30 protein-coding genes and 2 tRNA genes are annotated in these 25,876 nt (G+C 69.6%); 26 read left to right on the plus strand and 6 right to left on the minus strand.

Annotation, left to right across the window (positions count from 1 at the left end; translation table 11 throughout):
• Positions 1-243: 243 nt before the first annotated feature.
• The 13 genes from OHA68_RS17285 to OHA68_RS17345 all read left to right on the plus strand — a co-directional run bounded on the left by OHA68_RS17285 (position 244) and on the right by OHA68_RS17345 (position 12,114).
• On the plus strand, positions 244-786 hold the full coding sequence (locus OHA68_RS17285; protein ID WP_327108564.1) for a fasciclin domain-containing protein: 543 nt from the start codon (positions 244-246) through the stop codon (positions 784-786).
• Between the two features lie 41 nt (positions 787-827).
• Positions 828-2,468, plus strand: a complete 1,641-nt coding sequence (locus OHA68_RS17290; protein ID WP_327108565.1) for a phage tail sheath family protein — start codon at positions 828-830, stop codon at positions 2,466-2,468.
• 15 nt (positions 2,469-2,483) lie between these two features.
• Positions 2,484-2,927: a phage tail protein gene (locus OHA68_RS17295; RefSeq protein ID WP_327108566.1), complete on the plus strand. Its 444-nt coding sequence runs from the start codon at positions 2,484-2,486 to the stop codon at positions 2,925-2,927.
• A 2-nt stretch (positions 2,928-2,929) separates the two neighbouring features.
• Positions 2,930-3,376 (plus strand): hypothetical protein, encoded by a 447-nt coding sequence (locus tag OHA68_RS17300; protein WP_327108567.1) that lies wholly within the window; start codon positions 2,930-2,932, stop codon positions 3,374-3,376.
• Positions 3,373-3,519 (plus strand): DUF6760 family protein, encoded by a 147-nt coding sequence (locus OHA68_RS17305; protein ID WP_189144390.1) that lies wholly within the window; start codon positions 3,373-3,375, stop codon positions 3,517-3,519. Before OHA68_RS17300 ends, OHA68_RS17305 begins: the two co-directional genes overlap by 4 nt.
• Before the next feature lie 2,225 nt (positions 3,520-5,744).
• Entirely contained in the window at positions 5,745-6,059 is a 315-nt protein-coding gene (locus tag OHA68_RS17310) for a hypothetical protein (RefSeq protein ID WP_327108568.1), read from the plus strand.
• Positions 6,060-6,065: 6 nt separating this feature from the next.
• On the plus strand, positions 6,066-6,503 hold the full coding sequence (locus OHA68_RS17315; protein WP_189144388.1) for a phage tail protein: 438 nt from the start codon (positions 6,066-6,068) through the stop codon (positions 6,501-6,503).
• A 3-nt stretch (positions 6,504-6,506) separates the two neighbouring features.
• Positions 6,507-7,262 carry a CIS tube protein gene (locus OHA68_RS17320; protein ID WP_189144387.1) on the plus strand — a complete coding sequence of 252 codons (756 nt, stop codon included), beginning with the start codon at positions 6,507-6,509 and terminating at the stop codon, positions 7,260-7,262.
• Entirely contained in the window at positions 7,252-8,940 is a 1,689-nt protein-coding gene (locus OHA68_RS17325; protein WP_327108569.1) for a VgrG-related protein, read from the plus strand. Before OHA68_RS17320 ends, OHA68_RS17325 begins: the two co-directional genes overlap by 11 nt.
• Positions 8,940-9,221: a PAAR domain-containing protein gene (locus tag OHA68_RS17330; protein ID WP_327108570.1), complete on the plus strand. Its 282-nt coding sequence runs from the start codon at positions 8,940-8,942 to the stop codon at positions 9,219-9,221. The genes OHA68_RS17325 and OHA68_RS17330 overlap by 1 nt, the downstream gene beginning before the upstream one ends.
• A 5-nt stretch (positions 9,222-9,226) precedes the next feature.
• Entirely contained in the window at positions 9,227-9,631 is a 405-nt protein-coding gene (locus OHA68_RS17335; RefSeq protein WP_327108571.1) for a GPW/gp25 family protein, read from the plus strand.
• A complete protein-coding gene (locus OHA68_RS17340) occupies positions 9,628-11,571 on the plus strand; it encodes a putative baseplate assembly protein (protein ID WP_327108572.1) in 1,944 nt (647 codons plus the stop codon). Before OHA68_RS17335 ends, OHA68_RS17340 begins: the two co-directional genes overlap by 4 nt.
• 3 nt (positions 11,572-11,574) lie before the next feature.
• Positions 11,575-12,114 (plus strand): phage tail protein, encoded by a 540-nt coding sequence (locus OHA68_RS17345; protein WP_327108573.1) that lies wholly within the window; start codon positions 11,575-11,577, stop codon positions 12,112-12,114.
• A 7-nt stretch (positions 12,115-12,121) separates the two neighbouring features.
• On the opposite strand, the gene OHA68_RS17350 is transcribed toward OHA68_RS17345, so the two are convergent.
• Both OHA68_RS17350 and OHA68_RS17355 read right to left on the minus strand, forming a co-directional pair.
• On the minus strand, positions 12,122-12,703 hold the full coding sequence (locus tag OHA68_RS17350; RefSeq protein WP_189144383.1) for an SLATT domain-containing protein: 582 nt from the start codon (positions 12,701-12,703) through the stop codon (positions 12,122-12,124).
• 8 nt (positions 12,704-12,711) lie between these two features.
• On the minus strand, positions 12,712-15,009 hold the full coding sequence (locus OHA68_RS17355; RefSeq protein ID WP_327108574.1) for a metallophosphoesterase: 2,298 nt from the start codon (positions 15,007-15,009) through the stop codon (positions 12,712-12,714).
• A gap of 215 nt (positions 15,010-15,224) precedes the next feature.
• Here OHA68_RS17355 and OHA68_RS17360 point away from each other — a divergent pair, with 215 nt between their 5' ends.
• Positions 15,225-16,133, plus strand: coding sequence for an ABC transporter ATP-binding protein (locus OHA68_RS17360; protein WP_327108575.1), 909 nt, complete (start codon positions 15,225-15,227; stop codon positions 16,131-16,133).
• Positions 16,130-16,888 (plus strand): ABC transporter permease subunit, encoded by a 759-nt coding sequence (locus OHA68_RS17365; protein WP_327108576.1) that lies wholly within the window; start codon positions 16,130-16,132, stop codon positions 16,886-16,888. The genes OHA68_RS17360 and OHA68_RS17365 overlap by 4 nt, the downstream gene beginning before the upstream one ends.
• A 142-nt stretch (positions 16,889-17,030) precedes the next feature.
• Here OHA68_RS17365 and OHA68_RS17370 read toward each other — a convergent pair whose 3' ends face one another.
• A complete protein-coding gene (locus OHA68_RS17370) occupies positions 17,031-17,585 on the minus strand; it encodes a CHRD domain-containing protein (RefSeq protein WP_189144379.1) in 555 nt (184 codons plus the stop codon).
• A gap of 119 nt (positions 17,586-17,704) precedes the next feature.
• On the minus strand, positions 17,705-18,082 hold the full coding sequence (locus tag OHA68_RS17375) for an STAS domain-containing protein (RefSeq protein WP_327108577.1): 378 nt from the start codon (positions 18,080-18,082) through the stop codon (positions 17,705-17,707).
• Between the two features lie 124 nt (positions 18,083-18,206).
• Between OHA68_RS17375 and OHA68_RS17380 the strand changes: the two genes are divergently transcribed.
• Complete coding sequence (locus tag OHA68_RS17380) at positions 18,207-18,872, plus strand: flavin reductase family protein (protein ID WP_327108578.1); 666 nt, start codon at positions 18,207-18,209, stop codon at positions 18,870-18,872.
• Positions 18,873-18,884: 12 nt separating this feature from the next.
• Here the strand turns inward: OHA68_RS17380 and OHA68_RS17385 are convergent, their stop codons facing one another.
• The gene (locus OHA68_RS17385; protein ID WP_189144376.1) at positions 18,885-19,628 is read right to left on the minus strand and encodes an ABC transporter permease; all 744 of its coding nucleotides are present in this window, start codon (positions 19,626-19,628) and stop codon (positions 18,885-18,887) included.
• The gene (locus OHA68_RS17390) at positions 19,609-20,550 is read right to left on the minus strand and encodes an ATP-binding cassette domain-containing protein (protein ID WP_327108579.1); all 942 of its coding nucleotides are present in this window, start codon (positions 20,548-20,550) and stop codon (positions 19,609-19,611) included. The genes OHA68_RS17385 and OHA68_RS17390 overlap by 20 nt, the downstream gene beginning before the upstream one ends.
• Positions 20,551-20,568: 18 nt before the next feature.
• Here OHA68_RS17390 and OHA68_RS17395 point away from each other — a divergent pair, with 18 nt between their 5' ends.
• From OHA68_RS17395 to OHA68_RS17440, 10 genes are all read left to right on the plus strand, one after another.
• On the plus strand, positions 20,569-20,808 hold the full coding sequence (locus OHA68_RS17395) for a hypothetical protein (RefSeq protein WP_327108580.1): 240 nt from the start codon (positions 20,569-20,571) through the stop codon (positions 20,806-20,808).
• A 34-nt stretch (positions 20,809-20,842) separates the two neighbouring features.
• A complete protein-coding gene (locus OHA68_RS17400) occupies positions 20,843-21,361 on the plus strand; it encodes a C40 family peptidase (protein ID WP_327108581.1) in 519 nt (172 codons plus the stop codon).
• 74 nt (positions 21,362-21,435) lie between these two features.
• Entirely contained in the window at positions 21,436-21,666 is a 231-nt protein-coding gene (locus tag OHA68_RS17405; RefSeq protein ID WP_327108582.1) for a transposase, read from the plus strand.
• Between the two features lie 38 nt (positions 21,667-21,704).
• Positions 21,705-21,777 (plus strand) — tRNA-Thr (locus OHA68_RS17410).
• 380 nt (positions 21,778-22,157) lie between these two features.
• Positions 22,158-22,231: transfer RNA gene (locus tag OHA68_RS17415), tRNA-Met, on the plus strand.
• 71 nt (positions 22,232-22,302) lie between these two features.
• Positions 22,303-22,467 carry a 50S ribosomal protein L33 gene (gene rpmG, locus OHA68_RS17420; protein ID WP_019632658.1) on the plus strand — a complete coding sequence of 55 codons (165 nt, stop codon included), beginning with the start codon at positions 22,303-22,305 and terminating at the stop codon, positions 22,465-22,467.
• A gap of 187 nt (positions 22,468-22,654) precedes the next feature.
• Positions 22,655-23,104: a MaoC family dehydratase N-terminal domain-containing protein gene (locus tag OHA68_RS17425; protein ID WP_327108583.1), complete on the plus strand. Its 450-nt coding sequence runs from the start codon at positions 22,655-22,657 to the stop codon at positions 23,102-23,104.
• Position 23,105: 1 nt separating this feature from the next.
• Positions 23,106-23,534, plus strand: coding sequence for a MaoC family dehydratase (locus tag OHA68_RS17430; protein ID WP_327108584.1), 429 nt, complete (start codon positions 23,106-23,108; stop codon positions 23,532-23,534).
• Positions 23,535-23,630: 96 nt separating this feature from the next.
• Positions 23,631-24,755, plus strand: coding sequence for a hypothetical protein (locus OHA68_RS17435; protein WP_327108585.1), 1,125 nt, complete (start codon positions 23,631-23,633; stop codon positions 24,753-24,755).
• 59 nt (positions 24,756-24,814) lie between these two features.
• A complete protein-coding gene (locus tag OHA68_RS17440; protein WP_327108586.1) occupies positions 24,815-25,843 on the plus strand; it encodes a UDP-N-acetylmuramate dehydrogenase in 1,029 nt (342 codons plus the stop codon).
• Positions 25,844-25,876: the final 33 nt, after the last annotated feature.

A 25,876-nucleotide genomic window follows, 5' to 3' on the forward strand; every position in this document is an offset into this window, starting at 1 on the left:
CTCGGGTTGACGTCTCGTTTCGGGAGGCATCGACCCATGGACCACAGGGCTATCTTCTCGTCCATCTGCTTGGCGGCGGCCCTCGTCTCCGCGTCACCGCCCGCTCCCGCACCCTCACCCGACGGCGGCTCGCCGAGCGGGGAGCCACAGCCTTGGCCCGATCAGGAACCGACGCCTGAGGCCGATCACGAACCGGAGCCCGGCTGGGGCACCCCGTCTCCGGAGGAGAACGGAACAACTCCAGTGCCTGAGACGCCCACCCCGACGCCGACCACCCCGACTCCCACCACCCCGACGCAGCGGCCGGCCCCGCCCCGGCACGCCCAGACCTGCGACCTGCTTCCGTCGTCGGGGCCCGGCAGCAGCGCCGCGCTGGCGAATCAGCGGGTGGCCACGGCCCTGGCCGACATCCCCAAAGCGTCGACCTTCGTGTCGGCCATCGAGAAGGCCGATTTCACCGCCAAGTTCAACGACGAGAACGACATCACCGTCTTCGTCCCGGTGAACAAAGCCTTCGACACGTACGGGGGGAGCGAGACCGAGGACCTGTTCGCCGACAAGGAGGCTCTCATCTCGTTCCTCGCCTACACCGTGGTCAACGGCCGTAAGACCCCGGCCGACCTCACCGACGCCTCCCTGCGGACGAAGCAGGGCGGCGACCTCGAGGCCAAGAACGTCAACGGCAAGATCACCCTGAACGGCACCGCCAAGGTGCTGTGCTCGAACATCCAGACGGCCAACGCGAACGTCTACCTGATCGACACGGTCCTCCCTCCGCCCGAATAGCCGCCCGAAGGGGTGGTCGGCTTCGCCTCCACGGTCGCCCGATGACGCTGCCACGGCACCGGCGAACCGGGAAGAACCTGGATGACCAGGCAGCCGAGGAGGGGCCGATGAGTGAGCCGATGAATTCGCCGGGCGTCTATTGGAGAGAAAAGCCCCCCGGATCTGTGCCGATCGAGGGCGTCGGTACGGCCGTGGCAGCGTTCATCGGATTCGCGGTGAAACCAGGCCCCGGTGATCCGATACTGGTCACGAGTTGGAACCAGTATGTCGACCGGTTCGGTGGGTTCGCCGAGGGCTGCTACCTGCCACAAGCCGTCTACGGCTACTTCCTCAACGGCGGCAGCGCCTGCTACGTGATCCGCCTCGGCGCCGACGGCGCGCAGTCGGCGGAGCCGGCGGCTGCGCCCGCCCCGAAGGCGCAGGCGATTCTCGGCCCCTTCCGGATCATCGCCAAGCAATCGGCGCCGGGAGGGCGCGCCATCACCGCCGAGGTCACAGAAGTGCCGACCCCGGAGGGCGAGCGTCCGCCAGAGGATCGGTTCACGCTGACGGTCAAGCGCGGCAACATCACCGAACCGATCGAGATTTCGCTGAAAGGCGCTGCCAAGGACTTCGTCGGTGATGTCGCGAAGGGGAACTCGAAGCTGGTCACGGTTGAACTGATGCCGGGGAAGGACCCGGTGAAACCGGCGCCGCAGACCGTCACGTTGCAGGTGGCGGAGCTGGAGCCGAAGTCTGATGCGGAGCTGGAGCCGGCGCCGGCCCCGGCGCTGCCCGCCCAGATGACACCGGATATGTATGTCGGCAGTGCCCGTGATCGCCGCGGATTGGGCGGGCTCGAAGCGGTCGACGAAGTGACCATGATCGCGATCCCCGACCTGATGAGTGCCCTCGAACGAAACGCCATCGACGAGGCCGGAGTCAAGGGCGTACAGGGAGCCCTCATCGCTCACTGCGCGAATCTGAAGGACAGGATGGCGATCCTCGACCCACCGCCGGGGCTGTCCGCGGATGACATCAAGGCCTGGAGGATAGGCCTGGGGGACAGTGAGTACGCCACCCTCTATTACCCGTGGCTCAAAGTCGCCAATCCGGACGGCAAAGGTGAGATCCGTATCCCGCCGAGTGGCCACATGGCCGGCATCTGGGCCCGGAGCGACGCCACCCGTGGCGTGCACAAGGCTCCGGCCAACGAAGTGGTCCGCGGTGCGATCGCCCTGGAGACCCAGCTCACGTTGGGTGAACAGAATGACATCAACCCAGCGAACGTGAACTGCATTCGGGTCATGCCGGGCCGTGGGATCCGGGTATGGGGGGCGCGCACCCTGAGCTCCGAACAATGGAAGTACCTGAACGTCCGGCGCCTGTTCAACTACTTGCAGGAATCGATCCTGAACGGCACCCAGTGGGTGGTCTTCGAGCCCAACGACGACGCCCTCTGGGCCAGGATCCGCCGCACCATCTCCGCCTTCCTCGTCATGGAATGGCATCGAGGCGCGCTGTTCGGCCTCACCCCCGACGAGGCCTTCTACGTCAAGTGCGATCGCGACACCAACCCCGCCGAGAGCATCGAGCAAGGCATGGTCGTGTGCGAGATCGGCGTCGCACCGGTGAAACCGGCCGAGTTCGTCGTCTTCCAGGTAGCCCAGATGGCGAGCGGCGTCAGCCTCGTCAGCGAATAACGCAGGAGATCGCACATGGCACTTCCCGACCTCGACACCGTGGTCGCCCACTCCTTCGGCCTCGAGGTCGACGGCATCACCATCAAACAGATCAGCGAGGTCTCCGGCCTCAAGATGGAACAGGACGTCATCGAGCTGCGGCAGAACACCGGTGACGGCAAGTACGTCGTCAAGAAACTGCCCGGCCGTCCCAGGGCCGGCGAGGTGACGCTCGTCCGTGGCCTGACCGCCGACCAGAGCTTCGAGAAGTGGGCCAAGGAGGCGCGGTTCGGCCGGATGACCAGCGCCCGGAAGGGCGGCGCGATCATCGTCTACGACTTCGAGAACAATCCGATCAAGCGCTACAAGCTGACCAACGCCTGGCCGAAGAGCTTGGAGATCAGCACCATGAAGGCGGGCGACACCAACGTGCTCACCGAGACCCTGGTCGTCACGTACGAACAGCTGGAAGTCGAGTAGGGATGCGCCGATCGATGGCCGCGGCGCCGCGCTCGGCTTCCGCCGGGGAGCCGTCCCCCGCTTCTGCCGGGGAGCCGCCGCTGCGCACCGAATTCGCCTTCCGGCTGCCCCGCGGCTACCTCGACGAATCCGGCACCCTGCACCGCGACGGCATCATGCGCCTGGCCACCGCTCGCGACGAACTCGTCCCGCTTCGAGATGATCGAGTACGCGAGAACGCCGCCTACCTCACCGTGGTGCTCCTCGGCCGGGTGATCACCCGGCTGGGCGGCATCACCGATGTCCACGCCGGGATCGTCGAGGATTTCTTCGCCACCGACCTGGCCTTCCTCCAGGACCTCTACCGCCGGGTCAACAGCGAGGGGCACGCGCGCGCGGCCGTGGCCTGCCCCGACTGCGGGCACAAGTTCGACGTCGACCTCTCGGGCAGCCGCCTGGGGGAATCATGACCTACGCGACGGATCGCCTCTACGGGGAGGTCGCATACGTCGCGTACCACTTCCACTGGGGCCTCGACGACATCCTCGACCTGGAGCACGCCGACCGCCGCCGGTTCGTCGCCGAGATCAACGCGCTCGGCGGCCCCCGATGAGATGGCCCTGGCCCCGCCGCAACGCCCGCCGTCTCACCCCAGCGACACCCGCCTCGTCGCCCTGCCCGGCGACACCCGCTGCACCGGCCGAATGGCGCTCACTACCCCCCATGACCGGCATCCTCACCCCCCACCCGGTAGTGATCCCATACGACCACTTCGCCCTGTCCCTCACCACCTGGCACAACCCATCCTTCCTCGCCCCCCTGACCCACCAGGTAACCCCCGAAGCCCCCTCCGGCCTCATCCACGACACAACCGCCTTCCCCCCGAACCCCTTCCCCCCACCCGCCACCCTTCTCACCCCAGAAACGTCCGCCACCCCTCCCGAGCCTCGCACCCACCCCCGTTCAGTTGCGCTGCCCCCGGTCACGCCACCCGAGCGTGAGACTTCCGCGTCGCCCGTCATCCCTGCTCGGCTTGCCACCCCTGCTGGGCCGGTCGCTTCGCCGCCGGTCGCCTCTGCCGGGCGTGAGAGTTCCGGGCTGCCTGTCGTCTCTTCTGGGTTTGCCGCTCGCGCTGGGTCAGTCGCTTCGTCGCCGGATGCCGCTACCCCGCTTGAGGGTCCCGCGCCGCCTGCTGCCCCGGCCCGGTCTGCTTCCTCCGCTGAGTCGGTCGCTTCGCCGTCGGCTGCTTCTTCCCAGCGTGAGGGCGCAGCGTCGTCTGCTGTCTCATCCTGGCGGGACGGCTCGGCACGTTACGCCTCCACGCCACCGACCCACCCGCCGTCGCCCGCGCAGCCCTCCACACCCAAGCTTTCACCGCATCCCGTACAGCCGGCTCCACCGTGGTCTCTGGCGATGGAGCCCGAGCCTGTACGGCCTGCGCCGCCCAGCGTTGATCCCGTACAGCCAAATACCCCTGTCGGGGCCGTCGCGAAGGCTGAGGCGGAGGCCCTCGCCGAAACCGTCACCGTGCCCACTCTCGGCATCGACACCGGAGCGTTTGCCCGGCATGCCCACAAGGAGGAGGCGTCGGCCGGTGAGGCGGTAGGGGACGGGGTGGCACCGACTGGCGGTCGGGTGGTCACCGACGGACTTAAGGCAGCCGGTTCGGCACCTTCTTATCCCCATACGACGGTAAGTCCGGACTATCCCCAAACGGCGGTAAGTCCGGGCGCACCGATGCCGTCTGCGGCTGGTCAGCCCGAGGAGGTGGTCGGCATTCCGCGGACCACCGCAGGCGCGCCCCGGTGGCGCCGTCCGCTGGGCTTGGGCGAGCCGCTCATCTCCGAACCGGCACACCAGGCTCCGCTCGCGTCAACGCAGGGTGCATCCGATGACGAGCGGCCTCTACCCATCGCAGAGCGCTTGGCGGGCACCCCCATCGACGCCAAGAGCCTCTCTGAAGTCCCCGATCAAGAAACCGCCCCGCAGGACTTCCGCCTCTCGAACCTACCGAGGCCGGTTCCGCCGAGGCCGGTCTCACCGAGGTCTGATCCACCTGGGTCTGATCCACCTGGGTCGGTTCCAGTCTGGTCGGACGCATCCAGGTCGGACCCGCTTGGCGCGGTCTCGCTCCGGCCGGACCTCACCAGGACGGACTCCCCGACGCTGGGTTCTCCAGGGGCGGTTCCTCCCAGGCCGGGCACACCACAGCCGGACTTTCCAAAGCTGAACTCATCCAGGCTGGAGTCCTCAGGGGTGGACGTTCCAAGAGCGCACACCCTCGTAGGGGCAGACTCTGCGACGCCGGACCGCCCAGCGGCGGGGCCTCCGGTGCCCGAGTCGCCAAGGTCGGTAAGTGAGTCTTCGGGGATGGCATTTCCGAGGGGTGGGGCTCCGGGGTCGGTGTCCGCAGGGGGCGCATCTTCGGGGTCGGGGGGTGAGGTAGCAGGGCTGGGCTCCACGGGGTCGGATCTTGCCCTGGGGCTGGATCTTTCCTTTCCGGGTTCAGGGGTTCGCGGGGAGTCCCCCACGCTTGGTTCGGGCGGGCGCCGGATCGAGACGGCTTCCTTCACGGTGACCTTCCCGGCGCATCACAGCAGGAGCCCCAGGACGGATGGCGGCCCGCAGCGGGCATGGTCGGAGCCGATGGCTGCCGGGCTGCTGTCGCCGCGCACGTCGGCGGATTCGATCCGTGCGTACGACCGGGCTGGGTCCGCGCAGAAAGGCCCCGTGGATCAGTTCGCCGGCCCCGCGCACGGTACCGGGGTGCCGGTCACCCGAGCCGTGTGGGAGCCCGAAAGGTCAAGGGCGCAGGCCGCAAAGCCCCAGGGGTGGGCCGTGGCAGACCGACCAAGGGCGCAGGCCGTACGGGAGGACGGGGCGCGAGGGTGGCGGGACGTGGGGGAGTTGGAGAGGGCGCCAGGTGAGGAGGAAGGGGTGGTGTCTGAGGAGCTCGGCGGGGGAGGCGGGGCTGAGGGCGGGCGGGTGGAGGACTGCGGGGTGCGGGCGGTTCAGGGGGAGTGGGGTGGGGGGATGCGGGTGGATGAGTTGGTGGAGACGGTTTATGAAGCGCTGCTGCGCAGGCTGAGGGCTGAGTTCCGGTTGGAGCGGGAGCGGCGGGGGCTCGCGGCGGACCCGGGGTTGTGGGGGTAGGCGGGGATGGCGGACGAGGAGACCGCGGTCGCGGTGTGTTACAGCCTCAAGATCGACGGCGATGACCTGGGCACGTTCGACAGCTGTGACGGTCTCGGCTGCGAGGTCGAGATGGAGCAGCGGGTGGAGGGCGGCAACAACGGGCATGTCTGGCAGCTGCCGACGCGGGTGAGGTTCTCCAACGTGCGGCTGTCCAGGCCGGTCACGGCCGCGAGCCGGGACGTGACCAGGTGGTTCGCGGGCTCGGTGCACGGGATGCGGCGCCGGACGGCGACCATCGAGGCCCGTACCCTGCAGGGCGAGCTGATCACGAGCTGGGGGCTGCGGGATGTGGTCCCGGTCAGATGGACGGGGCCGAGGTTCGACTCCATGACGCCCGAGGCCGCCATGGAGACGGTGGAGCTGGCTCATCACGGGTTCTTCGGTCCGGGCTGGGGAGGCTGACCGGTGTCGTCGCCGCTCGTGTTCGAGGCCAGCGCGCCGTCCGCCGCCTCCGGTCAGGGGCCGCCGACCAGCCTGGAACGGGCCTACCTGGAGCTCCTGCATCCGCCGAGCACCGGCATCGGCAAGCCGGGCAGGAGCTACGACACCATCAGTTTCCAGTTCAATCCGAACGAGCTGGCGTTCACCAAGGCGGCCCGCTGGCGGCGGAGCCCGCAACGCAACACCCGCAGGAGCGGCGTGCCGCAGTTTCAGGGCCCGGACCCGTGCAAGCTGACGCTGGAGATGTTCTTCGACGCGACCGACACCTTGGACGACAAGGTGGCCAAGGCCGTGGACAAGCTGTTCAGCTGCGTCGTGCCCACGGACAAGACGCTGGCCAGCGCGCAGTCGTGCCCGCCGTGGGTGGTTCTGCGGTGGGGACTGCTGAACGGTTTCACGGCGTTCGTCAGCAATGTCACGGCCAGGTTCACGCTGTTCACCCCGGGCGGCCTGCCGATCCGGGCGGTCTGTTCGGTGACGATGGAGGAGATCGCCGGGGTCCCGCCCAGGCAGAATCCGACCTCGGGCGCCCGCACCACCATCGATGTCCATGTGCTGGTGGCCGGTGAGACGCTGGCGGCCGTCGCGTACCGGGCCTACGGCGACCCGAGCCGCTGGCGGGTGGTGGCCGAGGCGAACGGCATCGACGACCCGATGCGGGTACGGCCGGGCACCCGGCTGCTGGTTCCCGCGTTCGAGGAGCTGACCGGTGGCCGCTGAGCTGTTCACGGGCGGGCTCGTGGTGGAGGTCGAGGGCAGCCCGCTGCCGGAGGACGTCGCGGCGCTGCTCGCGTCGGGATATGTCGAGGACAGCCGGCACCTGCCCGGCGTGTTCGTGCTGCGCTTCCGCGACGACGGCGGTGTGGCGTTGGGCAAGGGCCGCTTCGCGATCGGGGCGAAGGTCCGGCTCAGGGTGCAGACCTCCGCCCCGGGAGGGCCGCGCCCGCTGATGAACGGCGAGGTCACCTCGGTCGCCCTCGACGTGAGCGCCGACGGGACGTTCTCGGAGGTGCGCGGGATGGACGAGGCGCACCGGCTCATGAGAGGGCGACGAGTCGCCGTATATCCGGATATGGCGGTCGCTGACATCGTGAGCATGGTGGCCCGGCGGGCCGGGCTGAAGCCGGGCGAGATCGACGCGCTGCCCGGTCTCGGCGGGCGGCCCGGCACGCAGATCAACCAGGACGGCATCAGCGACTGGGAGTTCCTGTCCCGCCTGTCCCAGCGGACCGGGGCGCGGGTACGGGTCGTCGACGGGAAGCTGTCGTTCCGGCTGCCGGGGCCGCGCGGCGGGTCGCCGGAGGTCACCGTGGCGGCCGGCGGGGAGCTGCTGTCGCTCCGGGCGACCGTCTCGGCGGGCGGTCAGGTGCCCGAGGTCGAGGTACGCGGCTGGGACTACCAGAACAAGCAGGAGATCACGGCCGTGGCCACGCCCGCCGCCGCGGACGCCGAGGCGCCGGGCGCCGACCCGGTCGCGCTGGGCGGCCGGTTCGGGGCGCCGTCCGTGCTGGCGGGGGACAGCCGGCACCGCACCCAGGCCGAGGTGTCGGCCGCGGCCAAGGCGCTGGCGACCGACCTGGGCGGCGGCGCGGCCGACCTGGAGGGCGTGGTGCGGGGAGATCCCGAGCTGCGCGCGGGCACTCTGATGAAGCTGGTCAACGTCGGCACGCCTTTCGAGGGTCGCTACCGGCTGTCCGGGACGCGGCACGTCTTCTCCGCGGTCACCGGCTACACCACGGCGTTCACGGTGTCGGCCGGTCCGCCCCGCCCATCGCCGCCCGGCCGGATGGGGCTGGTCCCGGCGATCGTCAGCGACGTGCACGATCCGGCGGGCCAGGGCCGGCTGCGGCTGAGCATGCCGTGGCTGGCCGCGGGCTACACCAGCGGCTGGGCGCGGGTGATGGTGGCGGGCGCCGGCGACGATCGGGGGGCGGTGCTGCCGGTCGAGGTCGGGGACGAGGTGCTCGTCGGCTTCGAGAACGGCGACATCGACCATCCTTACGTGCTCGGCGGGCTCTACAACGGGCGGGACGCGGTGCCGAAGCTGTCGGCCCCGGTTGTCGACGATGTCAGCGGGCAGGTGAACGTCCGGGCTCTGGTGTCCAGGACCGGCCACCGCCTGGAGCTCGTCGACTCGGTCACCGCCGGGGGCGGGGTGCTGCTCGCCACGGGTGACGAGCGGTCGACCGTACGGCTGGACGCGCGGACGGGCGCGGTCACGATCAAGGGGGCCGCCGGCGTCACCGTGGAGGCGACCAACGGGCCACTGGAGATCAAGAGCGCGGCCGGCATCACCGTCGACGCCGGCATGGGGCCGCTGGAGCTGAAGGGCGCCCGGGTCACCGTCACCGGCCAGGCCGACGTGGCGATCCAGGGCATACAGGTGAGGATCAACTGATGGCATTCGCGGCACGGGTGGGCGACGCCACCGATCATCCCGGGTTCATCACCGGGCCCGGGGTGCCGACGGTGCTCATCGGTGGCATGCCCGCCGCGACGGTGACCACCCTGCACACCTGCGCGTTCCCCTCGCCCACGACCCCGCATCCGCCCACGCCCATCGCCGGGCCCGGCAGCGCCACCGTGCTCATCGGCGGGCTGCCCGCCGCGCGCGTCGGCGACCGGGCCGGCTGCGGCGCCATGATCATCATTGGTTGTCCCACGGTGTCGATCGGATGATGACCATGAACAAGGACTTCATCGGCGCGGGCTGGGCCTTCAAGGCGCGGATCGACCGGACGGGATCGATCGCGCTGGTCAAGGGCGAGCAGGAGATCGTGGAGAGCGTCCGGCTCATCCTCGGCACCTCGCCCGGCGAGCGGCCGATGCGGCCCGAGTTCGGCTGCGCCATCCATGATCTGGTGTTCGCGCCGGCCAACGCCGGCACGGCCGGGCTGATCGCGTACGAGGTCCGCCTGGCGCTGGAGCGCTGGGAGCCGCGGATCGACCTGGTCGACGTGCACGTGGGCTTCGAGCAGGCGAACGAAGGGATCCTGCTCATCGACATCCGCTACGCGCTGCGCGGTGAGAACGACCCGCGCAACCTCGTCTTTCCCTTTTACGTCATTCCGCCGCACGAAGGAGCATGATGGTGCTTCCCGCTCCCGCACTCGACGACCGCAGCTTCCAGGATCTGGTGGACGAGGCCAAGGCGCTGATCCAGCGGCGTTGCCCCGAGTGGACCGACCACAACGTCTCCGATCCGGGCATCACGCTCGTCGAGACGTTCGCCTTCATGGTGGAGCAGCTGATCTACCGGCTGAACCGGGTCACCGACCTGCACTACATGCGCTTCCTGGACCTTCTCGGGGTGCGCCTGTTCCCGCCGACTCCGGCGAGCTGCGACCTCACCTTCACCCTGGCGGCGAGCAGGGCGCAACCGGTCACGGTGCCGAAGGGCACCCGGGTGTCGACCGTGCCCGTGGAGGGGGAGGAGCCCGTGGTCTTCATGACCACGCGCGACCTGGTGATCGTCCCGAGCTCGCTCGATCACCTCTGCACCGGAACCGCCGAGTCGCAGCCGGTGGACCGCGGCGAGGAGCTGCGGGAGGGGACGGGGGTGGACTGCTTCAACGACCCGCCCCGCCGCAACGACGCGGTGTACCTCGCGTTCCCGAACCCGGTGCCCGGATGCGTCGTCCTGCTCTCGTTCGACTGCGCGGTCGCCGGCGCGGGGATCGACCCCGACGACCCGCCGCTCGAATGGCAGTACTGGAAGGGCGACGGCTGGGCGGTCTGCGAGCTGGAGAAGGACACGACAGGCGGGCTGACCAGGGACGGTGACGTGCGGCTGCACGTGCCACGCGATCATGTGGCCTCCGTGGTGGCGGACGACCTCGGCGGCTGGCTGCGGTGCCGGGTGGTCGAGGCCAGGCAGGGTGAGCCGTACTCCGCCACGCCGCGCATCCTGGCGGTGACCGCGACGACTATCGGCGGGTCGGTCGAGGCCTGCGACGCCGACCTCGTACAGGACGAGGTCCTCGGCACGGCGGAGGGCGTTCCGGGCCAGCGGTTCAACGTCCAGCGTCCGCCCATCGTGGCCACGGACGAGAAGCTCGTCGTACGGGTGCTCGCGCGTGGTGGCCCGCAGGAGTGGACGGAGGTGGACTCCTTCGCCGCCACCACGGCCGGCAGCCGCCACTTCGTGGTGGATCGGCTCACGGGCGAGATCGTCTTTCCCCCCGCGGTGCGGGAGAAGGGCGGTGGCATGAACTTCTTCGGGGACGTGCCGGAGAAGGGCGCTCTCGTCACGGTGCCCGCCTATCTCACCGGCGGCGGACGCCGGGGCAACGTGGCCCGCGGGGTGCTGACATCCCACCGCGATCCGGTGCCGTTCGTCCGTGACGTCATCAACCGGGGGCCCGCCGTCGGCGGAGCGGACGGCGAGTCGGTGGCCCACGCCGCCATCCGGGGCCCGCTTGAGCTGCGGATCATGGATCGAGCCGTCAGCGCCGACGACTACGAGGCGCTCGCGCGGAAGGCGGCGCCGACGGCGGCCCGGATCAAGTGCATCCCCGTCACCCGCGCGGACGGCGGCGCTTCCGAAGGGGTACGGGTGCTCGTCGTGCCGCGCGTGCCGGAGGCCGAGAAGGGCTTCGAGCACCTGATGCCCAAGGAGGAGATGGTTCGTGGCATCGCCTGCTATCTGGACGAGCGGCGCTGCCTGGGCGCGCGGGTCCTCGTCGAGCCGCCCTCCTACCAGGGCGTCACGGTCGTTGCCGTGCTCCGGTCCGGCACGGCCGTGATCCACGACGACGTGCGCACCCGGGCGCTGGCGGCGCTGTACTCCTATCTCAACCCGGTCACCGGCGGACAGTGGGGCACCGGCTGGCCGTTCGGCCGCCCCGTGCAGGCGGGCGAGGTGCACGCCATCCTCCAGCAGGTGGAGGGCGTCGACCTGATCAACCAGATCCTCCTGTTCGAAGCCGATCCGGTCACCGGCCGGCGTAGCGAGCCCGTCCAGCAGATCACCCTGGAACCGGACACCCTGGTCTTCTCGTACGGCCACCAGATCAAAGTGGAGTCGTGAAGCATGCGCAGCGCCGTCACGGGCCTGGCCACCGCCCATCCGCTCGGTGAGCAACTGCCCGCCATCTACGCCGAAGACCCGCTGGTCCAGCAGTTGACCGAGGCGTTCGACCAGGTGCTCGCGCCGATCCTGACCACCCTGGACTGCCTGGACAGCTACCTGGACCCCGCCCGCACGCCGCCGGACTTCCTGCCGTGGCTGGCCAGTTGGGTCGCCATCGGATTCAGCGAGCACATGACCCTTCAACAGCGCCGCGATCTCGTGCTGGAGGCCGTGTCCCTGCATCGGGCGCGCGGCACCCTGGACGGCCTGGCCAGACTGATCCGGACCCTCACCGGGGCGGAAGCGGTGCGGATCACCGATTCGGGCGGCGCCGCCTGGTCCACCGAGCCGGGCGGCACCCTGCCGGGCACGGAGGCGTCCAAGGTCACCATCGACCTGCCCGCGAACGCGGTGTACCTCAACCGCACCTGGCTCAAGGCCGTCCTCGATCTCGGCGTGCCCGCACACGTCTGCGTGGAGGTCGACTACGTCGACTCCTGACCGTGCGTCACTTCCGCTGCCTGTCGTCCCTCTCGGTGGTCCGCTGCAGCTGCTCCGACTGCTCGGTCAGCTCGCGAGCCCACTCGTCCGTCTCCATCTCGATCGTCTCGGCCGTGCCCCTGATGAGGTCCTGGACGATGGGCATGAGCACGTCGGCCGGGGCGCCGTCGTGGGCGCACCGGATCATCGCGGCGGTCCACTGCGCCTGTGCCGTGACCAGGACGCGGTTCAGGCGGGCCTGCGCCCGCATGTAGCGCATCCACGAGGAGGTGTAGCCGAAGTAGCGGTCGAAGAGCACGCAGCCGGCGGAGAGCGCCAAGGCCACATAGCCCCACCCGGAGGCGATGAGCCCCGGACTCGCGGCGTGCAGCAGGGGCGTCACGCCTCCGGCGACGGCCAGCACGATCGCCGAGGCCCGCAGGAAGCGCGACCAGCGGGACTTGATCGTCTTCTTCCAGAGGTACCAGTTGATCGTGGTCAGCGCGTTGCGCTCGGCATGCCGGAACAGGGCGGTGGCCAGTTGCAGAGGCTCCCCGTCATGGGCCCCGTCGAGCATCGCCGGAACGAGATTACGGCTGGTCCTGTCCATGGCTCCGCTCACCCCTTGAGGGTCCAGCGCTGTTTGGTGGCCCACTCCGCGCCGGGCGCCACGGTCAGCTCGCGCCATTCGACGGCGACGAAGTCGGCCCCGAGCGCACGGGTCGGCTGCAGCAGCTCCAGGATGGCGAAGTGGTTGGGCTGGTTGTGCTCCAGGCCGTGCGTGCTCACCCCGGTGCTGCCGCAGCCGGAGACGATGAGCGGGCGCACCGTGGTGGACGAGCTGATCAGCGGGTCCCGTACGAGGGTCTCGCGGAGTTGGGGTTTGTGCTTGTGGCCGTGCAGCAGGAGCGAGAACCCCAGCTTCTCCAGGCGCTGCTCCACCATGCCGGCGTCGCGCACCGTCGACAGGTCCAGCGTGACGTCATGGCCTTTCCTGGTCTCCAGCGGCTCGGGGAACGGGTGCAGGTGGTGGTGCATGACCGCGATCCGGATCTCCGGCGCCTTCTTCATATCCAGCACCCGGCTCACGTTGTCGAGCTGGCGCTTGCCGATGAAGCCGTAGTGATTCTGGTTGTCCTCGAAGACGCACGAGTTGAGGCCCACGAAGGCGATGGTGTCGTCGGCCCGGTAGTAGATCAGCTCGTTGGGGGCCGGCCGCTTCCCCGGCATCTTCAGATCCCAGGTGACCAGCGGGTAGAGCTCCCTGAACAGGGGCTCGCCGTAGAACTTCACCGCGAAGGCCAGGTAGTTGTCGAATCGGTGGCTCCAGTTGGAGGCCGACTGGAACCAGTCGATGTCGTGGTTGCCCGGCACGACCACCACCTGCCGGGGCTCCAGCCCGAGGGACCCGCACAGCTCGTTCAGGAAGTCCCTGACGAGGTCGAACTCCGCCTCGCTCGCGGTGTAGGTGGAGTCGCCGGACAGCACGATGGTGGCGTTGGCGGGCTCGCACCCCGACCGCTGCATGGCCTTGTCGAACTCCTCCTGCAGCTCCAGGCTCAGCCGGCTGGTGTTCTCGCTGTCGTGGAAGCGGTGCGCGTCGATCTTCTTCCCCTCCTTGAGGAAGGAGCCGAAGTGCACGTCGGAGAGATGGAAGATGATGCGCTTCCGGAACCGTGCCGCCTGCCCGGCGTTCGCGGGGATCGCGCCCGCGGCCCCCTGCGACAGCCATCTGACGAAGCTGTGGGCGTCCGGCAGCGGGAATCCGGCGTCGTCCAGCATCCTGATCTGCTCGGTCGCCGACTCCAGGTCCAGCCGGCCGGCGCCCAGGCGCACACCGGCCCGGGCATGGGCATAGGCGTTGTCGAGCCGGCCGAGCACGAAACTGGCCTCGGCGGCGACCAGGTTGGCCCAGGAGTCGACCTCGTAACCGGGATCAGATTCGATCTTGGCCAGGAGCTCACGGTAGAGGGTCAGGCCGTGCTCGGGGTCGTGCGGCGTGGCGATGATCGACATGCCGGCCTGCGCGACCGCCAGGTAGAGGCTGGTGGGGGACAGCCGAGCGCCGGCTTCGTAACGTTCCAGCGCCTCGGTGTAGCGCCGCTGCCGTTTCAGTGCGCCGCCGAGCATGCCCAGGGTCTCGGGGTCGGAGGGGTTGAGCTCGTTGGCCCTGGTCAGCGCCGCCTCGGCCTCCTCCAGCCGGCCCAGCTTGCGCAGGTAGAAGCCGCGCTGCCGGTGCACCTCGTAATCCTGGGCGGCCGTCGGGAACGCCACGTCCAGCGCGTGCACGGCGTTGGCGTAGTCGCCGGCCTCGGCGAGCCGATAGCCCAGGGACAACAGGCTGCTGATGGGCAGGCTCTCGAACTGCCGGGCCCAGTGCCAGACCGCGACCAGCTGCTCGACGTTCCGGGCTCGATCGATCTTGAGGTTGAGCTCCTGCTGGAAGGCGACGTGATCGGTCTCCGGATCGGAGTGCAGGCCGAGCTTGGTCAGGGCCGACCTGACCGGGTTCGCGTCGAGGTTCGGCTCGCCGTTGAGCGCTCGGGCGTAGAGCGTGTGGAAGCGGGTGTCGGCCGTGAAGTCGAGGTCGTAGAAGAGCACCCGCTGGCCCGCCAGGTCGAACGGCAGCTCCGTGCCGCGTGCCGCGACCAGGATCGTCTTACCTGGCGAGATGGCGTGCCGGATGCCCAGCTCGTAATAGACGTTGCCGTTGGGCGCGCTGAGGTCGGCGACGACCAGATCGGCCGACTGGAGGTGCCGGAACGCCTGGTTGACGATGGTGCCCTGCTCGGCGAGCTCGTCCGCGCGCAGCACGGCCCACCTGGCCGTCTGCGCGATCGGCCGCAGCACCTCGACGTAGAAGCGATCGAAATCATGCTCGGAACCGGAGGAAAGGGTCCTCGTCCCGAAAGGCATGATCACAAAAAGTGTACGGGGTGGTGACGGGGGGTGCACATTTCGAGACTAACGCTTCACCGGAGAAAGGGAACGCGCCACGTATCAGTCCTTCAACCGTTTCATCCAGGCACATGAAGTGAATTCCCATTTGTGGGAAATGCGGGGCAATAAGGCTGTCCGTATCAACCGATCGGTGGATATCGGGAAGGTCGCTCGCCGGTGATCATCGAGGCATGACAGGCATCGAGATCGCGGGACTGACCAAACGTTACGGCGGCAGGACGGCCGTGGACGGGCTGACGTTCACCGTCGAGCCGGGCCGGGTCACCGGCTTCCTCGGGCCCAACGGGGCGGGCAAATCGACGACCATGCGGATGATCCTGGGGCTGGACCGGCCGGACGCGGGGAGCGTGCGGGTCAACGACCGCCCGTACGTGGCCGCGCCGTGGCCGATGCGCGAGGTGGGCGCGCTCCTGGACGCCCGCGCGGTGCACGGCTCGCGTACGGCCCGCGACCACCTGCTCTGGCTCGCCCACAGCAACGCCCTACGCACCGAGCGGGTGGACGAGGTGCTGCGCCTGGTCGGGCTGGACTCGGTGGCGCGGCAGCGGTCCGGCACCTTCTCCCTGGGGATGAGCCAGCGGCTCGGCATCGCGGCGGCGCTGCTCGGCGACCCGAAGGTGCTGCTGTTCGACGAGCCCGTCAACGGCCTGGACCCCGAGGGCATCAAGTGGATCAGGGAGCTGATGCGCGGGCTGGCCGATGACGGCCGCACCGTGCTGGTCTCCAGCCATCTGATGAGCGAGATGGCGCTGACTGCCGACCATCTCGTCGTCATCGGCAGGGGCAGGCTGATCGCGGACGTGGGGATGCGGGAGTTCGTCCGGCACACCTCCGGCGTGCTGGTCCGCGCGGACGACCGGGAGACGCTCGCCCGGCACCTGGGCGAGGCGGGCGGGCAGGTGGAGCCCGGCGCCGACGGGGCGCTCGCCGTCACAGGGCTGGACGCCAGGCAGATCGGCAGGGTGGCGCTGGAGGCCGGGGTGGTGCTGTCGGAGCTCACCCCGCAACGCCTCTCCCTTGAGGAGGCGTACCTGCGGCTGACCCACGACAGTCTCGAGTTCCAGGGAGCGGCGGCATGAACACCTTCCGGGCCGAATGGACCAAGTTCCGCACCGTGCCGTCGAACCTCGCCACCCTGCTGGTCGCCGTCGGGCTCATGGTGGGGCTCGGCGCCCTCACCGCCTACCGCGCGGGCGAGGGGCACCAGGCGGGCGGCGTCTTCGACGCCACCTACATCAGCATGTACGGCGGCTTCCTGTTCGCCGAGACCGTGGTCGGCACGCTGGGCGTGCTGGTGGTGACCTCGGAGTACGTCACCGGGATGATCCGGACGAGCCTGACCGTGACGCCCCGGCGGGGGCGATTGCTGGCCGCCAAGGTCGCCATGTTCGCCGGCCTGGCCCTGGTCGCGGGTGAGGTGGCGAGCTTCGCCTCGTTCCTGCTCGGGCAGGCGGCCATCGGCGCCGCCGGCGCTCCCACGGCGGCGCTGGGCCAGCCCGGCGTGCTGCGGGCCGTCGCCGGCATGGGGCTGATCTGGGCGCTGGTGGGCTTGGTGGGGGTGGCGCTGGGCTGCCTGCTGCGCGGCACGATGATCGCGGTCACCGTGCTCGTGGCGGTCAACTTCATCATCCCGATCATCGGGCCCCGGCTCATGCCCGAGCCGGCGGGGGAGGCGCTGCAGACGTACTGGCCGATCTCGGCCGGTCTCCAGGTCACCACCACCGTTCAGGCCGCCGGGCGGCTGACGCCGTGGGCGGGGCTCGGGGTGCTGGCCGCCTTCACCGTGGTGCTGCTGGCCCTCGCGTTCGCGGTGTTCCGCACACGGGACGCCTGACGCCCGGGTGAGCATGCGGGACGCCTGGCGCCCGGGTGAGCACGCGGGACGTCTGGCGCCTGGGTGAGCATGCGGGACGCCTGGCGCCCGGGGGAAACGAGCCGAGCCCCGGCAGGATCACCTGCCGGGGCCGGGGGGACGACTACCAGTGCTTGCCGCCGTGCAGCTGGCCACGGACCGCGCCGTCGGGGAACTTCGCGGTGTGCAGGTTGGCGTACCACTTCTTCGGGTTGTTCTTGATCCCCTTCAGCAGGTTCTTGTCCTTGACGACGACGCTGCCGAAGCTCGTGTTGCCGTGGATCTTGCCGTTGGACAGCAGGTCGATGACGACCGGGCCGTTCTTGCCCGCCGGGCCCTTGTGGATGTGGAAGGCGGTGGGCTTGCCGGTCCTCTTCCACTGGACGAAGTAGTAGAAACGGTTGCCGTGGATGCGGAACTTCGCGACCGCCACGCCGTCCCGGTCGTTGACCTTCTTGCCCGGCTCCGGCACCTCGTTCCTGCCGAGAAGCCCGGCGGCGAAGTAGTACTTCTTGGCCGACACCTCAGCGTGGGTGGACTCGACCGCGGACGGGGTGCTCGCCGAGGCGGGCACCGCGCCCATGGCGGTGACGGCCAGTGCCGCGGTCGCCGCGCCGATGGCCACCCGGCCCATCGTCCGCCGCCACGAGATCTTGTCTACCTGGTTGAGAGTGCTCATCAGGACCACTGCCTTTTCGTTCGACTTTCGTCCGACGGTTTGTCCGACGTGCCAGACGTTACGGGCGTGAATCCGGGTGCTCTGTGTACAAATCCACGTATATGCGAATGTGTGCGGGGTCACACAGAGGTGCTTCCGTGCCCCGCTTCGCGGATGCGGGCCTGCATGGCCGTCGGGACGTCGGGGTCGATCGGGATGGCGCCGGCCACGCCGGTGACCTCCAGAAGCCGCTTCAGGACGCCCTGCACACCTGCCAGCCGCATCCAGCCGCCCGCCCTCGCGGCGCGGTTCACGTACTCCAGAATCGTGCGCAGGCCCATCGAGTCGCAGAAGGTCAGGCCGGTCGTGTCGATGATCAGATGGGGGCGGCCGTCGGCCAGGTGGGCGGAGAGGGCCTCGCCCACTTGGGCGCACTTGGTGGTGTCGAGTTCGCCGGTGAGGCTGACGATCGCCGTGTCACCGAACTGTTCACTGGTGATGGCCAACGGTGGCTGCATATGAGCGGACCTCCATTGTGCTCACTGGTGACGTTACACCGGTTAAGGGAGGTGTTGGCCAGGTTGGAGCGCGCGGTGTCCGAATGCCGCCAGCATGGGCAGGTACGGGCCGAAAGAGTGGAGCGTGACCACACTTACTGACAAGCACACCCGTATCGAGCCGGCCATTCTCTATTTCGGCACCCCGGTCGTCCTGATCTCCACCATGAACGAGAACGGGACGCCCAATCTGGCCCCCATGTCGTCGGCCTTCTGGCTCGGCTGGCGCGCCATGCTGGGGCTGGGCGGCCGGTCCAAGACCGCCCAGAACCTGCTCAGGACCCGCGAGTGCGTGCTCAACCTGCCTTCCGACGCCCTCGCCCCCGCCGTCGACAAGCTGGCCCTGACCACCGGGTCCGACCCCGTGCCGCCGGGCAAGCACGAGCGCGGCTACCGGTTCGTGCCGGGCAAGTTCGGGCGGGCGGGGCTGACGCCGGTGCCGAGCCAGACGGTACGGCCGCCCAGGGTGGCCGAGTGCCCGGTGAGTATGGAGGCCGTCGTGGAGGCGTCCCATCCGGTGGGCGACGGCGGGGTGCTGGCCTTCGAAGTACGGGTGCAGCGGGTCTGGGTGCACGACGAGATCCGCGCCGAGGGCAAGGACGACCACATCGACCCGGACGCGTGGCGACCGTTGATCATGAGCTTCCAGAAGCTGTACGGCCTCGGCCCCCAGGTGCACGAGTCCACCCTGTCCCGCATCCCCGAACACGCCTACCGAGGCCCGGACATCGACCGCGCCCGCACCGTCTGACCCTGCGCCGCGTCAGACGCCCCGGCGCATCGCCCGGTTGCCCAGCCATAGGCCCAAGGCGGCCACCGCGAACGACATAGCCGCGCCGTACAGGACCGAGACGTCGGTGAGGTCGCCGGCGAACAGGGCGCGCTGGGCCTCGACGATGTAGGTGACCGGGTTGACGTCACCCACCACGCGCAGCCAGGCGGGGCCCGAGTCCGTCGGCAGCAGCACCCCCGACAGCAGCAGCAGCGGGAACAGCAGCCCCTGCGTCACGACGTAGAACAGCTCCCCGCTGGGCGCCGACCGCATGGCCAGCACGAAGGAGAGCGAGCCCAGGCCGACCCCGAACACGACCAGCAGGGCCACCCCCGCCACGGCCCCGGCCAGGTGGAGCTCGAAGCCGAGCGGGAGCGCCAGGACGATGATCAGGACGGCCTGGGCGAACAGGATCGTCATCTCCTTGAGCGCCCGGCCGATGAGCAGCGCGGTCCGGTCGACCGGGGTGACCATCAGGCGCTCCATCGAGCCGCCGATCAGCTCCACCAGCAGGTTGTAGCCGGAGGACAGCGGGCCGGTCAGGCACATCATGACGAGGATGCCGGGCACGAACCATTGCCAGGACGCGCCCACCGCGCCGTCCAGCAGCGACCCGAACAGGAACAGGAACAGCAGCGGCTGCCCCATCTCGAAGACCAGCCCGAGCGGCTCGCGCACGACGGGGACGAACTCGCGGCGGAAGATGGTCGTGGTGTCATGCAGGAAGGTCGTCATCGCTGAGGCTTCTCCCGGTCAGAGCGAGGAACACGTCGTCGAGGGTGGGGCGGGTGGTCTCGGCCGTGGCGACCTTGACGCCGGCCGCCTCCAGCGTCCGCAGGAGCTCGGGCAGGGCCGAGGCCGCGCCGGCCACGCGGGAGGTCACGGTCAGCCCGTCCGCCGTGGCCCCGGCGATCCTGGCCGCCTCGGCGGCGTCCCGCTCGGTGTGCGTGGTGATCGTGATGTGGTCGCCGGCCAGGTCGTTCTTGAGCTGCCCGGCCGTGCCGTCGGCGATGATCGTCCCGTTGTCGATGATGATCACCCGCTCGGCCATGCTGTCGGCCTCCTCCAGGTAGTGGGTGGTCAGGAAAAGCGTGGTGCCGTACGTCTCCCGCAGGCGGAGGATGTGCGCCCAGATGTCGGCGCGGCTCCTGGGGTCGAGCCCGGTCGACGGCTCGTCGAGGAAGAGCAGGGCGGGGCGGTGGATGAGGCCGAGCGCGATGTCCAGGCGGCGGCGCTGGCCGCCGGACAGGGTGCCGGGCTTGCGGTCGGCCAGCGGCTCCAGATCGAGCAGGGCGAGCAGCTCGGCGGCGCGATCGCGGGCCTCCGAGGTGCTCAGGCCGTAGCAGCGGCCCTGGGTGACGAGCTCGTCGCGGACGCGGTGGTTCTCGCCCGCGCTGTTCTTCTGGCCGACGTAGCCGATCCTGGCGCGCACGCCGGCCGGGTCGCGGGCCACGTCCCGGCCCGCCACGGTGGCGGTGCCGGAGGTCGGCGGCAGCAGGGTGGTGAGCATGCGCAGCGTGGTGGATTTCCCGGCGCCGTTCGGGCCGAGAAAGGCGACGAGTTGTCCGGCCTCCACATCGAGGTCGATGCCGCGCACCGCCTCGACGCGCGCCTTTTTCATGGTGAAGACTCGGGTCAGTCCCCGGGCGTGGATCATGGTCGTTCTCCTCCGGGCATGGCGAAGAAACCCCAGGTCGGGGGCTCGATTGAGGATCGGGACCATCTTGAGCCGGGAAAACCCGGTTTGGCAAACGCGAATGTGACATTCATATACGGCGCTGACCTGCGGAAACGCCATGTGGCCGACGTGCCGGCGCGGCGGCGTTTCACGGCCTCCGAAGTGCGGATTCAGGTGACGTACGGGAAATTCTTGATTTATCTGGAAAGCACCCGCTGGATCGGCAAGGCAGGATGAAACCGACGAGCCCATACGTGTGAGGGGGCCGGGGGTGTCCGGAAGGCGCTGGGCGGCGGTGGCCGTCATGCTCGTCTTACTGGGCGCCACGGCTTCCGCGCCGCTCGTGCGATACGTGCTGCCGGAGATCGTGGCGATCGCGTACGAGATCCAGGAGCGCGAGATCGTCTACTCCTGGGGCGGCGGCCACGCCGAGCGGCCCGGTCCGTCCAAGGGCACCTGCCTGGGTTATGCCGGGAAGATCAAACCCTGCCCGGCGGCGCGGACGCGCGGGCTGGACTGCTCGGGGTTCACGCGATGGGTGTACGCGCTGGCGCACGGCGCGGACGTGCTCGGGCCCGGCAACACCGACGACCACCTGCGCAGGATGCGCCGGGTAAGCTCCCCCCTGCCCGGTGACCTGGTCTATTTCGGGAAAAATCGGAAGAAGACCCGCCATGTGGGCATCTATCTGGGAGGCGGCCGGATGATGAACGCGCCGGAGACCGGGGCCGTGGTGCGGGTCGACGACATCGACCGGGTGAAGGGCTTCCTCGGGTTCTACCGCTACTGAGACCGACCCGGTATGACCTGTAACGCATGTGACCTGATGAAAAATGAGAGACCCGGAAGCTACTGTGTGCCGGTATGGACAGGCGATGGGTAGGTAGCGACGGGTGCGAGATCGTGCTCGCCACACGGGCCGGGCGGCAGGTGCTGCGGGTGCGCCGGCACGGGCGGCTCGTCGCCGACTGCGCCTCGGTGGAGGAGGTCGCCAGGCACGTCGATCTGGCCGAACTCTGCGAGGTGATCGCGTTCCCGTCCAGGCCCGCCGCCACGGAGCCGGCGAGGGTGCGAACGAGTTCGCATCATCGCTGAGCGCCGTGTATGGTTACACCTGTCCGCAGCGCGGACAGGCCCCTATAGCTCAGTCGGCAGAGCGTCTCCATGGTAAGGAGAAGGTCAACGGTTCGATTCCGTTTGGGGGCTCCCATTCTGAACAGGAAAAACGCCCGGTCCAAGATTCCTTGGAGCCGGGCGTTCGCCGTTTCGCGGGGCGACCGCGCTCATGGTCACCGTGCGCCTGTTCGCACGCGTTGTGACGCGCTGCTAGGCTGGTTCTAGCCGTCGCGATGATCCCCGGGTTGCGGGGACGCTGGATCTCCACGGTGCGGAGAAGGTCAGCGGTTCGATTCCGTTCGGGGGCCGCAGAGGTGTCGAGCCTCACCGGTAGGTGAGGCTTTTGCTTTTACGATTTCAGTTGGCGGAGGTTCCTGGGGCATACTGGGAACACCCTGCCCGGTCAGGCGAGTTACGAAGGTGCTCCTCGGGTCGGGTATCCTCTACGGGGCCGGTCGTTTTCGGCTCAAGGCGGAGTAGCTCAGTCAGGCAGAGCAAACGGCTCATAATCGTTGTGTCGCCGGTTCAAGTCCGGCCTCCGCTACTGCCCAATCCCAGGTCCTGTGACCTGGGTATGGGCATGTCCCAGTCTCAAACGTAGAAAGGCACTCCCAAGTGGCTGCCACCGACGTTAGGCCGAAGATCACGCTGGCCTGCCAGGAGTGCAAGCACCGCAACTACATCACGCGGAAGAACCGGCGCAATGACCCGGATCGGCTTGAGCTGAAGAAGTACTGCCCCAACTGCCGCTGCCACCGCGCGCACCGCGAGACCCGCTAGTCTCGCCGGGCAGCACCCCTGCCATCTTTTGACAGACCGGCGTCCTGTTGAACAGGACGCCGGTTTGTCGTGTCCGCATACGCCCGATCTCGCGGCGGCAAAAAGACGGCCATCCCGGCGACAGCCGAATCTTGTTCTGTTAGCGTCTGGCTCACATCGCGTTCGTTGAGACATGCGAGGAGCACTGATGGCCTTGAACCGTGACTTCGTGGGACGCAGTTACCCCTCAGGCAGCCCGTACGAGGTCAGTCGGGTGAAGATCAAGGAGTTCGCGGCCGCTATCGGCGACAGCAATCCGATCTACCGCGACCGGGAGGCGGCGCGGGCCGCCGGGCACCCGGACGTGGTCGCACCGCCGACCTTCCCCATCGTGTTCAGCCTGCAGAGCGGCGGCGGCGCGCTGGCCGACCCCGACCTGGGCCTGAACTTCGCCATGGTGGTCCACGGCGAGCAGCGCTTCGAGTACGCGCGTCCGGTCTACGCCGGTGACGAGCTCGTCAGCACCGCCACCATCACCGAGATCCGCAGCGCCGGCCGCAACGAGCTGCTGACGATCAGGAGCGAGGTCACCACGGTCGCCGGCGAGCCGGTCTGCACCACGTACAACACGATCATCGAGCGGGGCGGGGCGGCCTGAGATGACAGCGACGGTGAAGTACGACGAGGTCGAGGTCGGCCAGGTGATTCCCGCCGTGGACTACAGCGTGCGCAGGCTGAACCTGGTGATGTACGCGGGCGCGTCCGGCGACTTCAACCAGATCCACTGGAACGAGCGGTTCGCCAAGATGGTCGGACTGCCCGACGTCATCGCGCACGGCATGTTCACGATGGCCCAGGCCGGCCGGTTCGTCACCGACTGGGCCGGGGATCCGGGCGCGGTGGTCGACTACGGGGTGCGGTTCTCCTCGATGGTGGTCGTGCCCGACGACGACCAGGGCGCCACGATCACGGTCAGCGGCGTCGTGGAGGAGAAGCTCGCTGACCGGCGGGTGGTGGTGGAGCTGACGGCTCGGGCGGGCGACGCCGAGGTGCTGTCCAGGGCGCGCGCGGTGGTGCAGCTCGCCTGATGATAGGGCGGGCGGCTCTCGGGTACCCGTGAGGTCATGAATGAATCCCCGCATGTCACCATTTGGCCGACCGTGGCGTCCATCCCAGTTTCCGCCGTGACCGACGACCGCCCGCCCGGCCACCTCCGTCCGCCCCGGCTCGACGAGGTGGCCGGCACCACCGGCACGGGCCGCGACACGACGGGCAGCCCGGCGAGCGGCGCAGCGGGCAGTACGGGGGGTGGTTCGGCGGGCGACACGGCGAACGGCGCGGCGGGCGATACGGCGAACGGCGCGGCGGGTGGTTCGGCGAGCGGCGCGGCGGGTGGTGCTGTCGGGCCGGCGACCGGGGTCGGTACGGGTGGGGTCAAGGGCGGGGGCGCTCGTGGGAACCCGGCGGCTGAGTTCGGCTTCTCCGGTGACCCTGGTCAGCACGGGGTGCCCGGTGACGACATGCTGCACGCCCAGCGGGCCTGGGACGGGGCGCTGGCCACCAACCGGATGGACGCCCTGGGCGTCAACGTCGAGCGGCAGCGCGTGGCGACCAAGGACGTGACGGCCACGGTGGGCCTGGTGGTCGACGGCCGGCCGCAGGACGTACGGGCGTGCGTCGAGTCGCTCGTCGCGCGCACCGGGGCCACCATTCTGGCGCTCGACCTGGGCAACGTCGACGGCGCCGGGGACGTGCTGGCGGAGCTGGCCGAGCGCCACCCGGAGCGGATCCGCCTCTGGCGTGTGGCCGAGACGCCGGACTGGAAGGGTGGCGGCGCGACGTGGGGGGCCGCCCGGGTCAAGCTGCTCCACCTCGACACCGCCGAGGTGCACGTCCTGATGGACACCTCCCTCGTGCTCGAAGGCGACGCGCTCACCCCGCTGATCGCGGCGGTCAAGGAGGGGGCGGTGGCCGCCGGCCGGCAGGGGCTGGAGCCGGCCGAGTCCGGCGAGGGGTGGCGGCAGGCGGGGCCGGGCCGGGTGCGCGCGCTCCGCGGTGACCTGATGGCGGTCCGCAGGTCGGCCGCCCTGGCCGCCTTCCCGGAGCAGGCCCGCGATGCCCGCGACGCCGACCTGGACTTCTCCCTGGCCCTGCGCGGCGAACTCGTGGTACCCGAGGAGCGCCTGCCGGTGCGCGGTCCACACGAGCACGGCGCCGTCCCCGAAGCACGTGACCACGGCGCCGCCCCCGGATCACGCGAGTACGGCGCTGTCCCCGAAGCACGTGACCACGGCGCCGCCCCCGAATAGGCCGGGCGGAATCATGACAGGGTGCTGCCGATGCGGTGACACCTCCTAAGCTGGTGCCCATGGAGATGCTCGCGCCTTACACCACGCTCGGCCTGGGCGGCCCCGCCGCCGAGTTCGCCCAAGCCGACTCGGCGGAGCAGTTGGTCTCCCTGGTGGCGGCGGCGGACCGGGAGTCGCGGCCCACGCTGATCCTCGGCGGCGGCAGCAACGTGGTGGTCGCGGACGAGGGCTTCGACGGCCTGGTCATCCGGGTGGCCAACCTGGGCGTCTCGGTCTCCCGCGACGGCGAGCAGGTGCTGGTCACGGTCGAGGCGGGCGAGGACTGGGACCCACTGGTGGCTCGCGCGGTCGCCGAGGGGTGGGCGGGCATCGAGTGCATGTCGGGCATCCCCGGTCTGGTGGGATCCACCCCGATCCAGAACGTCGGCGCCTACGGCCAGGAGGTGGCGCAGACCATCTGGTGCGTACGGGCCTACGACCGCAAGACGCGCCAGGTGGTGGATCTGGAGGCCCGGCAGTGCGGGTTCTCCTATCGCGACAGCGCCTTCAAGCGGGATCTGTCCCGGCATGTGGTGCTCGCCGTGACGTACGCGCTGGATATTTCGGAAATATCCGGTCCGGTGGCGTACCAGGAGCTGGCCGGACGGCTCGGTGTCGAGGTCGGCGAGCGGGTGCCGCTGGCGCGAGCCCGTGCGGCGGTGCTGGAGCTGAGGCGCGGCAAGGGCATGGTGCTCGACCCGGCCGACCCCGACACGCGCAGCGTGGGGTCCTTCTTCACCAACCCGATCCTGTCCGCGTCCGAGGCCGCGGCGCTGGCCGCCCGCGCGCCGGGGCACCCGAGCTGGAGCGTCGGCGACGGGGCGATCAAGGTGCCGGCCGCCTGGCTGATCGAGCAGGCCGGCTTCCCCAAGGGCTACGAGCACGGCCCGGTCCGCATCTCCACCAAGCACACCCTCGCCCTGACCAACCCCGGCTCGGGCACCACCGCCGACCTGCTGGCCCTGGCCAGGCAGGTGCGGGACGGGGTGCACGAGAAGTTCGGGGTGACGCTCGTCAACGAGCCGGTGATGGTGGGCTGCGCGCTGTGAGGGGTTACGAGTCGTGAGGGGAGCGGAATAGGG

It is taken from the genome of Nonomuraea glycinis (assembly GCF_035920485.1).
In the GTDB taxonomy this organism is placed as follows: domain Bacteria; phylum Actinomycetota; class Actinomycetes; order Streptosporangiales; family Streptosporangiaceae; genus Nonomuraea; species Nonomuraea glycinis.

What these genes read in the sequence shown, in the direction of transcription:
- OHA68_RS17290 (WP_327108565.1), top strand. Translation starts at nt 828, where the DNA reads ATGACGCTGCCACGGCACCGGCGAACCGGGAAGAACCTGGATGACCAG.
- OHA68_RS17295 (WP_327108566.1), top strand. Translation starts at nt 2,484, where the DNA reads ATGGCACTTCCCGACCTCGACACCGTGGTCGCCCACTCCTTCGGCCTC.
- OHA68_RS17300 (WP_327108567.1), top strand. Translation starts at nt 2,930, where the DNA reads ATGCGCCGATCGATGGCCGCGGCGCCGCGCTCGGCTTCCGCCGGGGAG.
- OHA68_RS17305 (WP_189144390.1), top strand. Translation starts at nt 3,373, where the DNA reads ATGACCTACGCGACGGATCGCCTCTACGGGGAGGTCGCATACGTCGCG.
- OHA68_RS17315 (WP_189144388.1), top strand. Translation starts at nt 6,066, where the DNA reads ATGGCGGACGAGGAGACCGCGGTCGCGGTGTGTTACAGCCTCAAGATC.
- OHA68_RS17330 (WP_327108570.1), top strand. Translation starts at nt 8,940, where the DNA reads ATGGCATTCGCGGCACGGGTGGGCGACGCCACCGATCATCCCGGGTTC.
- OHA68_RS17335 (WP_327108571.1), top strand. Translation starts at nt 9,227, where the DNA reads ATGAACAAGGACTTCATCGGCGCGGGCTGGGCCTTCAAGGCGCGGATC.
- OHA68_RS17340 (WP_327108572.1), top strand. Translation starts at nt 9,628, where the DNA reads ATGATGGTGCTTCCCGCTCCCGCACTCGACGACCGCAGCTTCCAGGAT.
- OHA68_RS17345 (WP_327108573.1), top strand. Translation starts at nt 11,575, where the DNA reads ATGCGCAGCGCCGTCACGGGCCTGGCCACCGCCCATCCGCTCGGTGAG.
- OHA68_RS17350 (WP_189144383.1), bottom strand. Translation starts at nt 12,703, where the DNA reads ATGGACAGGACCAGCCGTAATCTCGTTCCGGCGATGCTCGACGGGGCC.
- OHA68_RS17355 (WP_327108574.1), bottom strand. Translation starts at nt 15,009, where the DNA reads ATGCCTTTCGGGACGAGGACCCTTTCCTCCGGTTCCGAGCATGATTTC.
- OHA68_RS17360 (WP_327108575.1), top strand. Translation starts at nt 15,225, where the DNA reads ATGACAGGCATCGAGATCGCGGGACTGACCAAACGTTACGGCGGCAGG.
- OHA68_RS17365 (WP_327108576.1), top strand. Translation starts at nt 16,130, where the DNA reads ATGAACACCTTCCGGGCCGAATGGACCAAGTTCCGCACCGTGCCGTCG.
- OHA68_RS17370 (WP_189144379.1), bottom strand. Translation starts at nt 17,585, where the DNA reads ATGAGCACTCTCAACCAGGTAGACAAGATCTCGTGGCGGCGGACGATG.
- OHA68_RS17375 (WP_327108577.1), bottom strand. Translation starts at nt 18,082, where the DNA reads ATGCAGCCACCGTTGGCCATCACCAGTGAACAGTTCGGTGACACGGCG.
- OHA68_RS17385 (WP_189144376.1), bottom strand. Translation starts at nt 19,628, where the DNA reads ATGACGACCTTCCTGCATGACACCACGACCATCTTCCGCCGCGAGTTC.
- OHA68_RS17390 (WP_327108579.1), bottom strand. Translation starts at nt 20,550, where the DNA reads ATGATCCACGCCCGGGGACTGACCCGAGTCTTCACCATGAAAAAGGCG.
- OHA68_RS17395 (WP_327108580.1), top strand. Translation starts at nt 20,569, where the DNA reads ATGGCGAAGAAACCCCAGGTCGGGGGCTCGATTGAGGATCGGGACCAT.
- OHA68_RS17405 (WP_327108582.1), top strand. Translation starts at nt 21,436, where the DNA reads ATGGACAGGCGATGGGTAGGTAGCGACGGGTGCGAGATCGTGCTCGCC.
- OHA68_RS17425 (WP_327108583.1), top strand. Translation starts at nt 22,655, where the DNA reads ATGGCCTTGAACCGTGACTTCGTGGGACGCAGTTACCCCTCAGGCAGC.
- OHA68_RS17430 (WP_327108584.1), top strand. Translation starts at nt 23,106, where the DNA reads ATGACAGCGACGGTGAAGTACGACGAGGTCGAGGTCGGCCAGGTGATT.
- OHA68_RS17440 (WP_327108586.1), top strand. Translation starts at nt 24,815, where the DNA reads ATGGAGATGCTCGCGCCTTACACCACGCTCGGCCTGGGCGGCCCCGCC.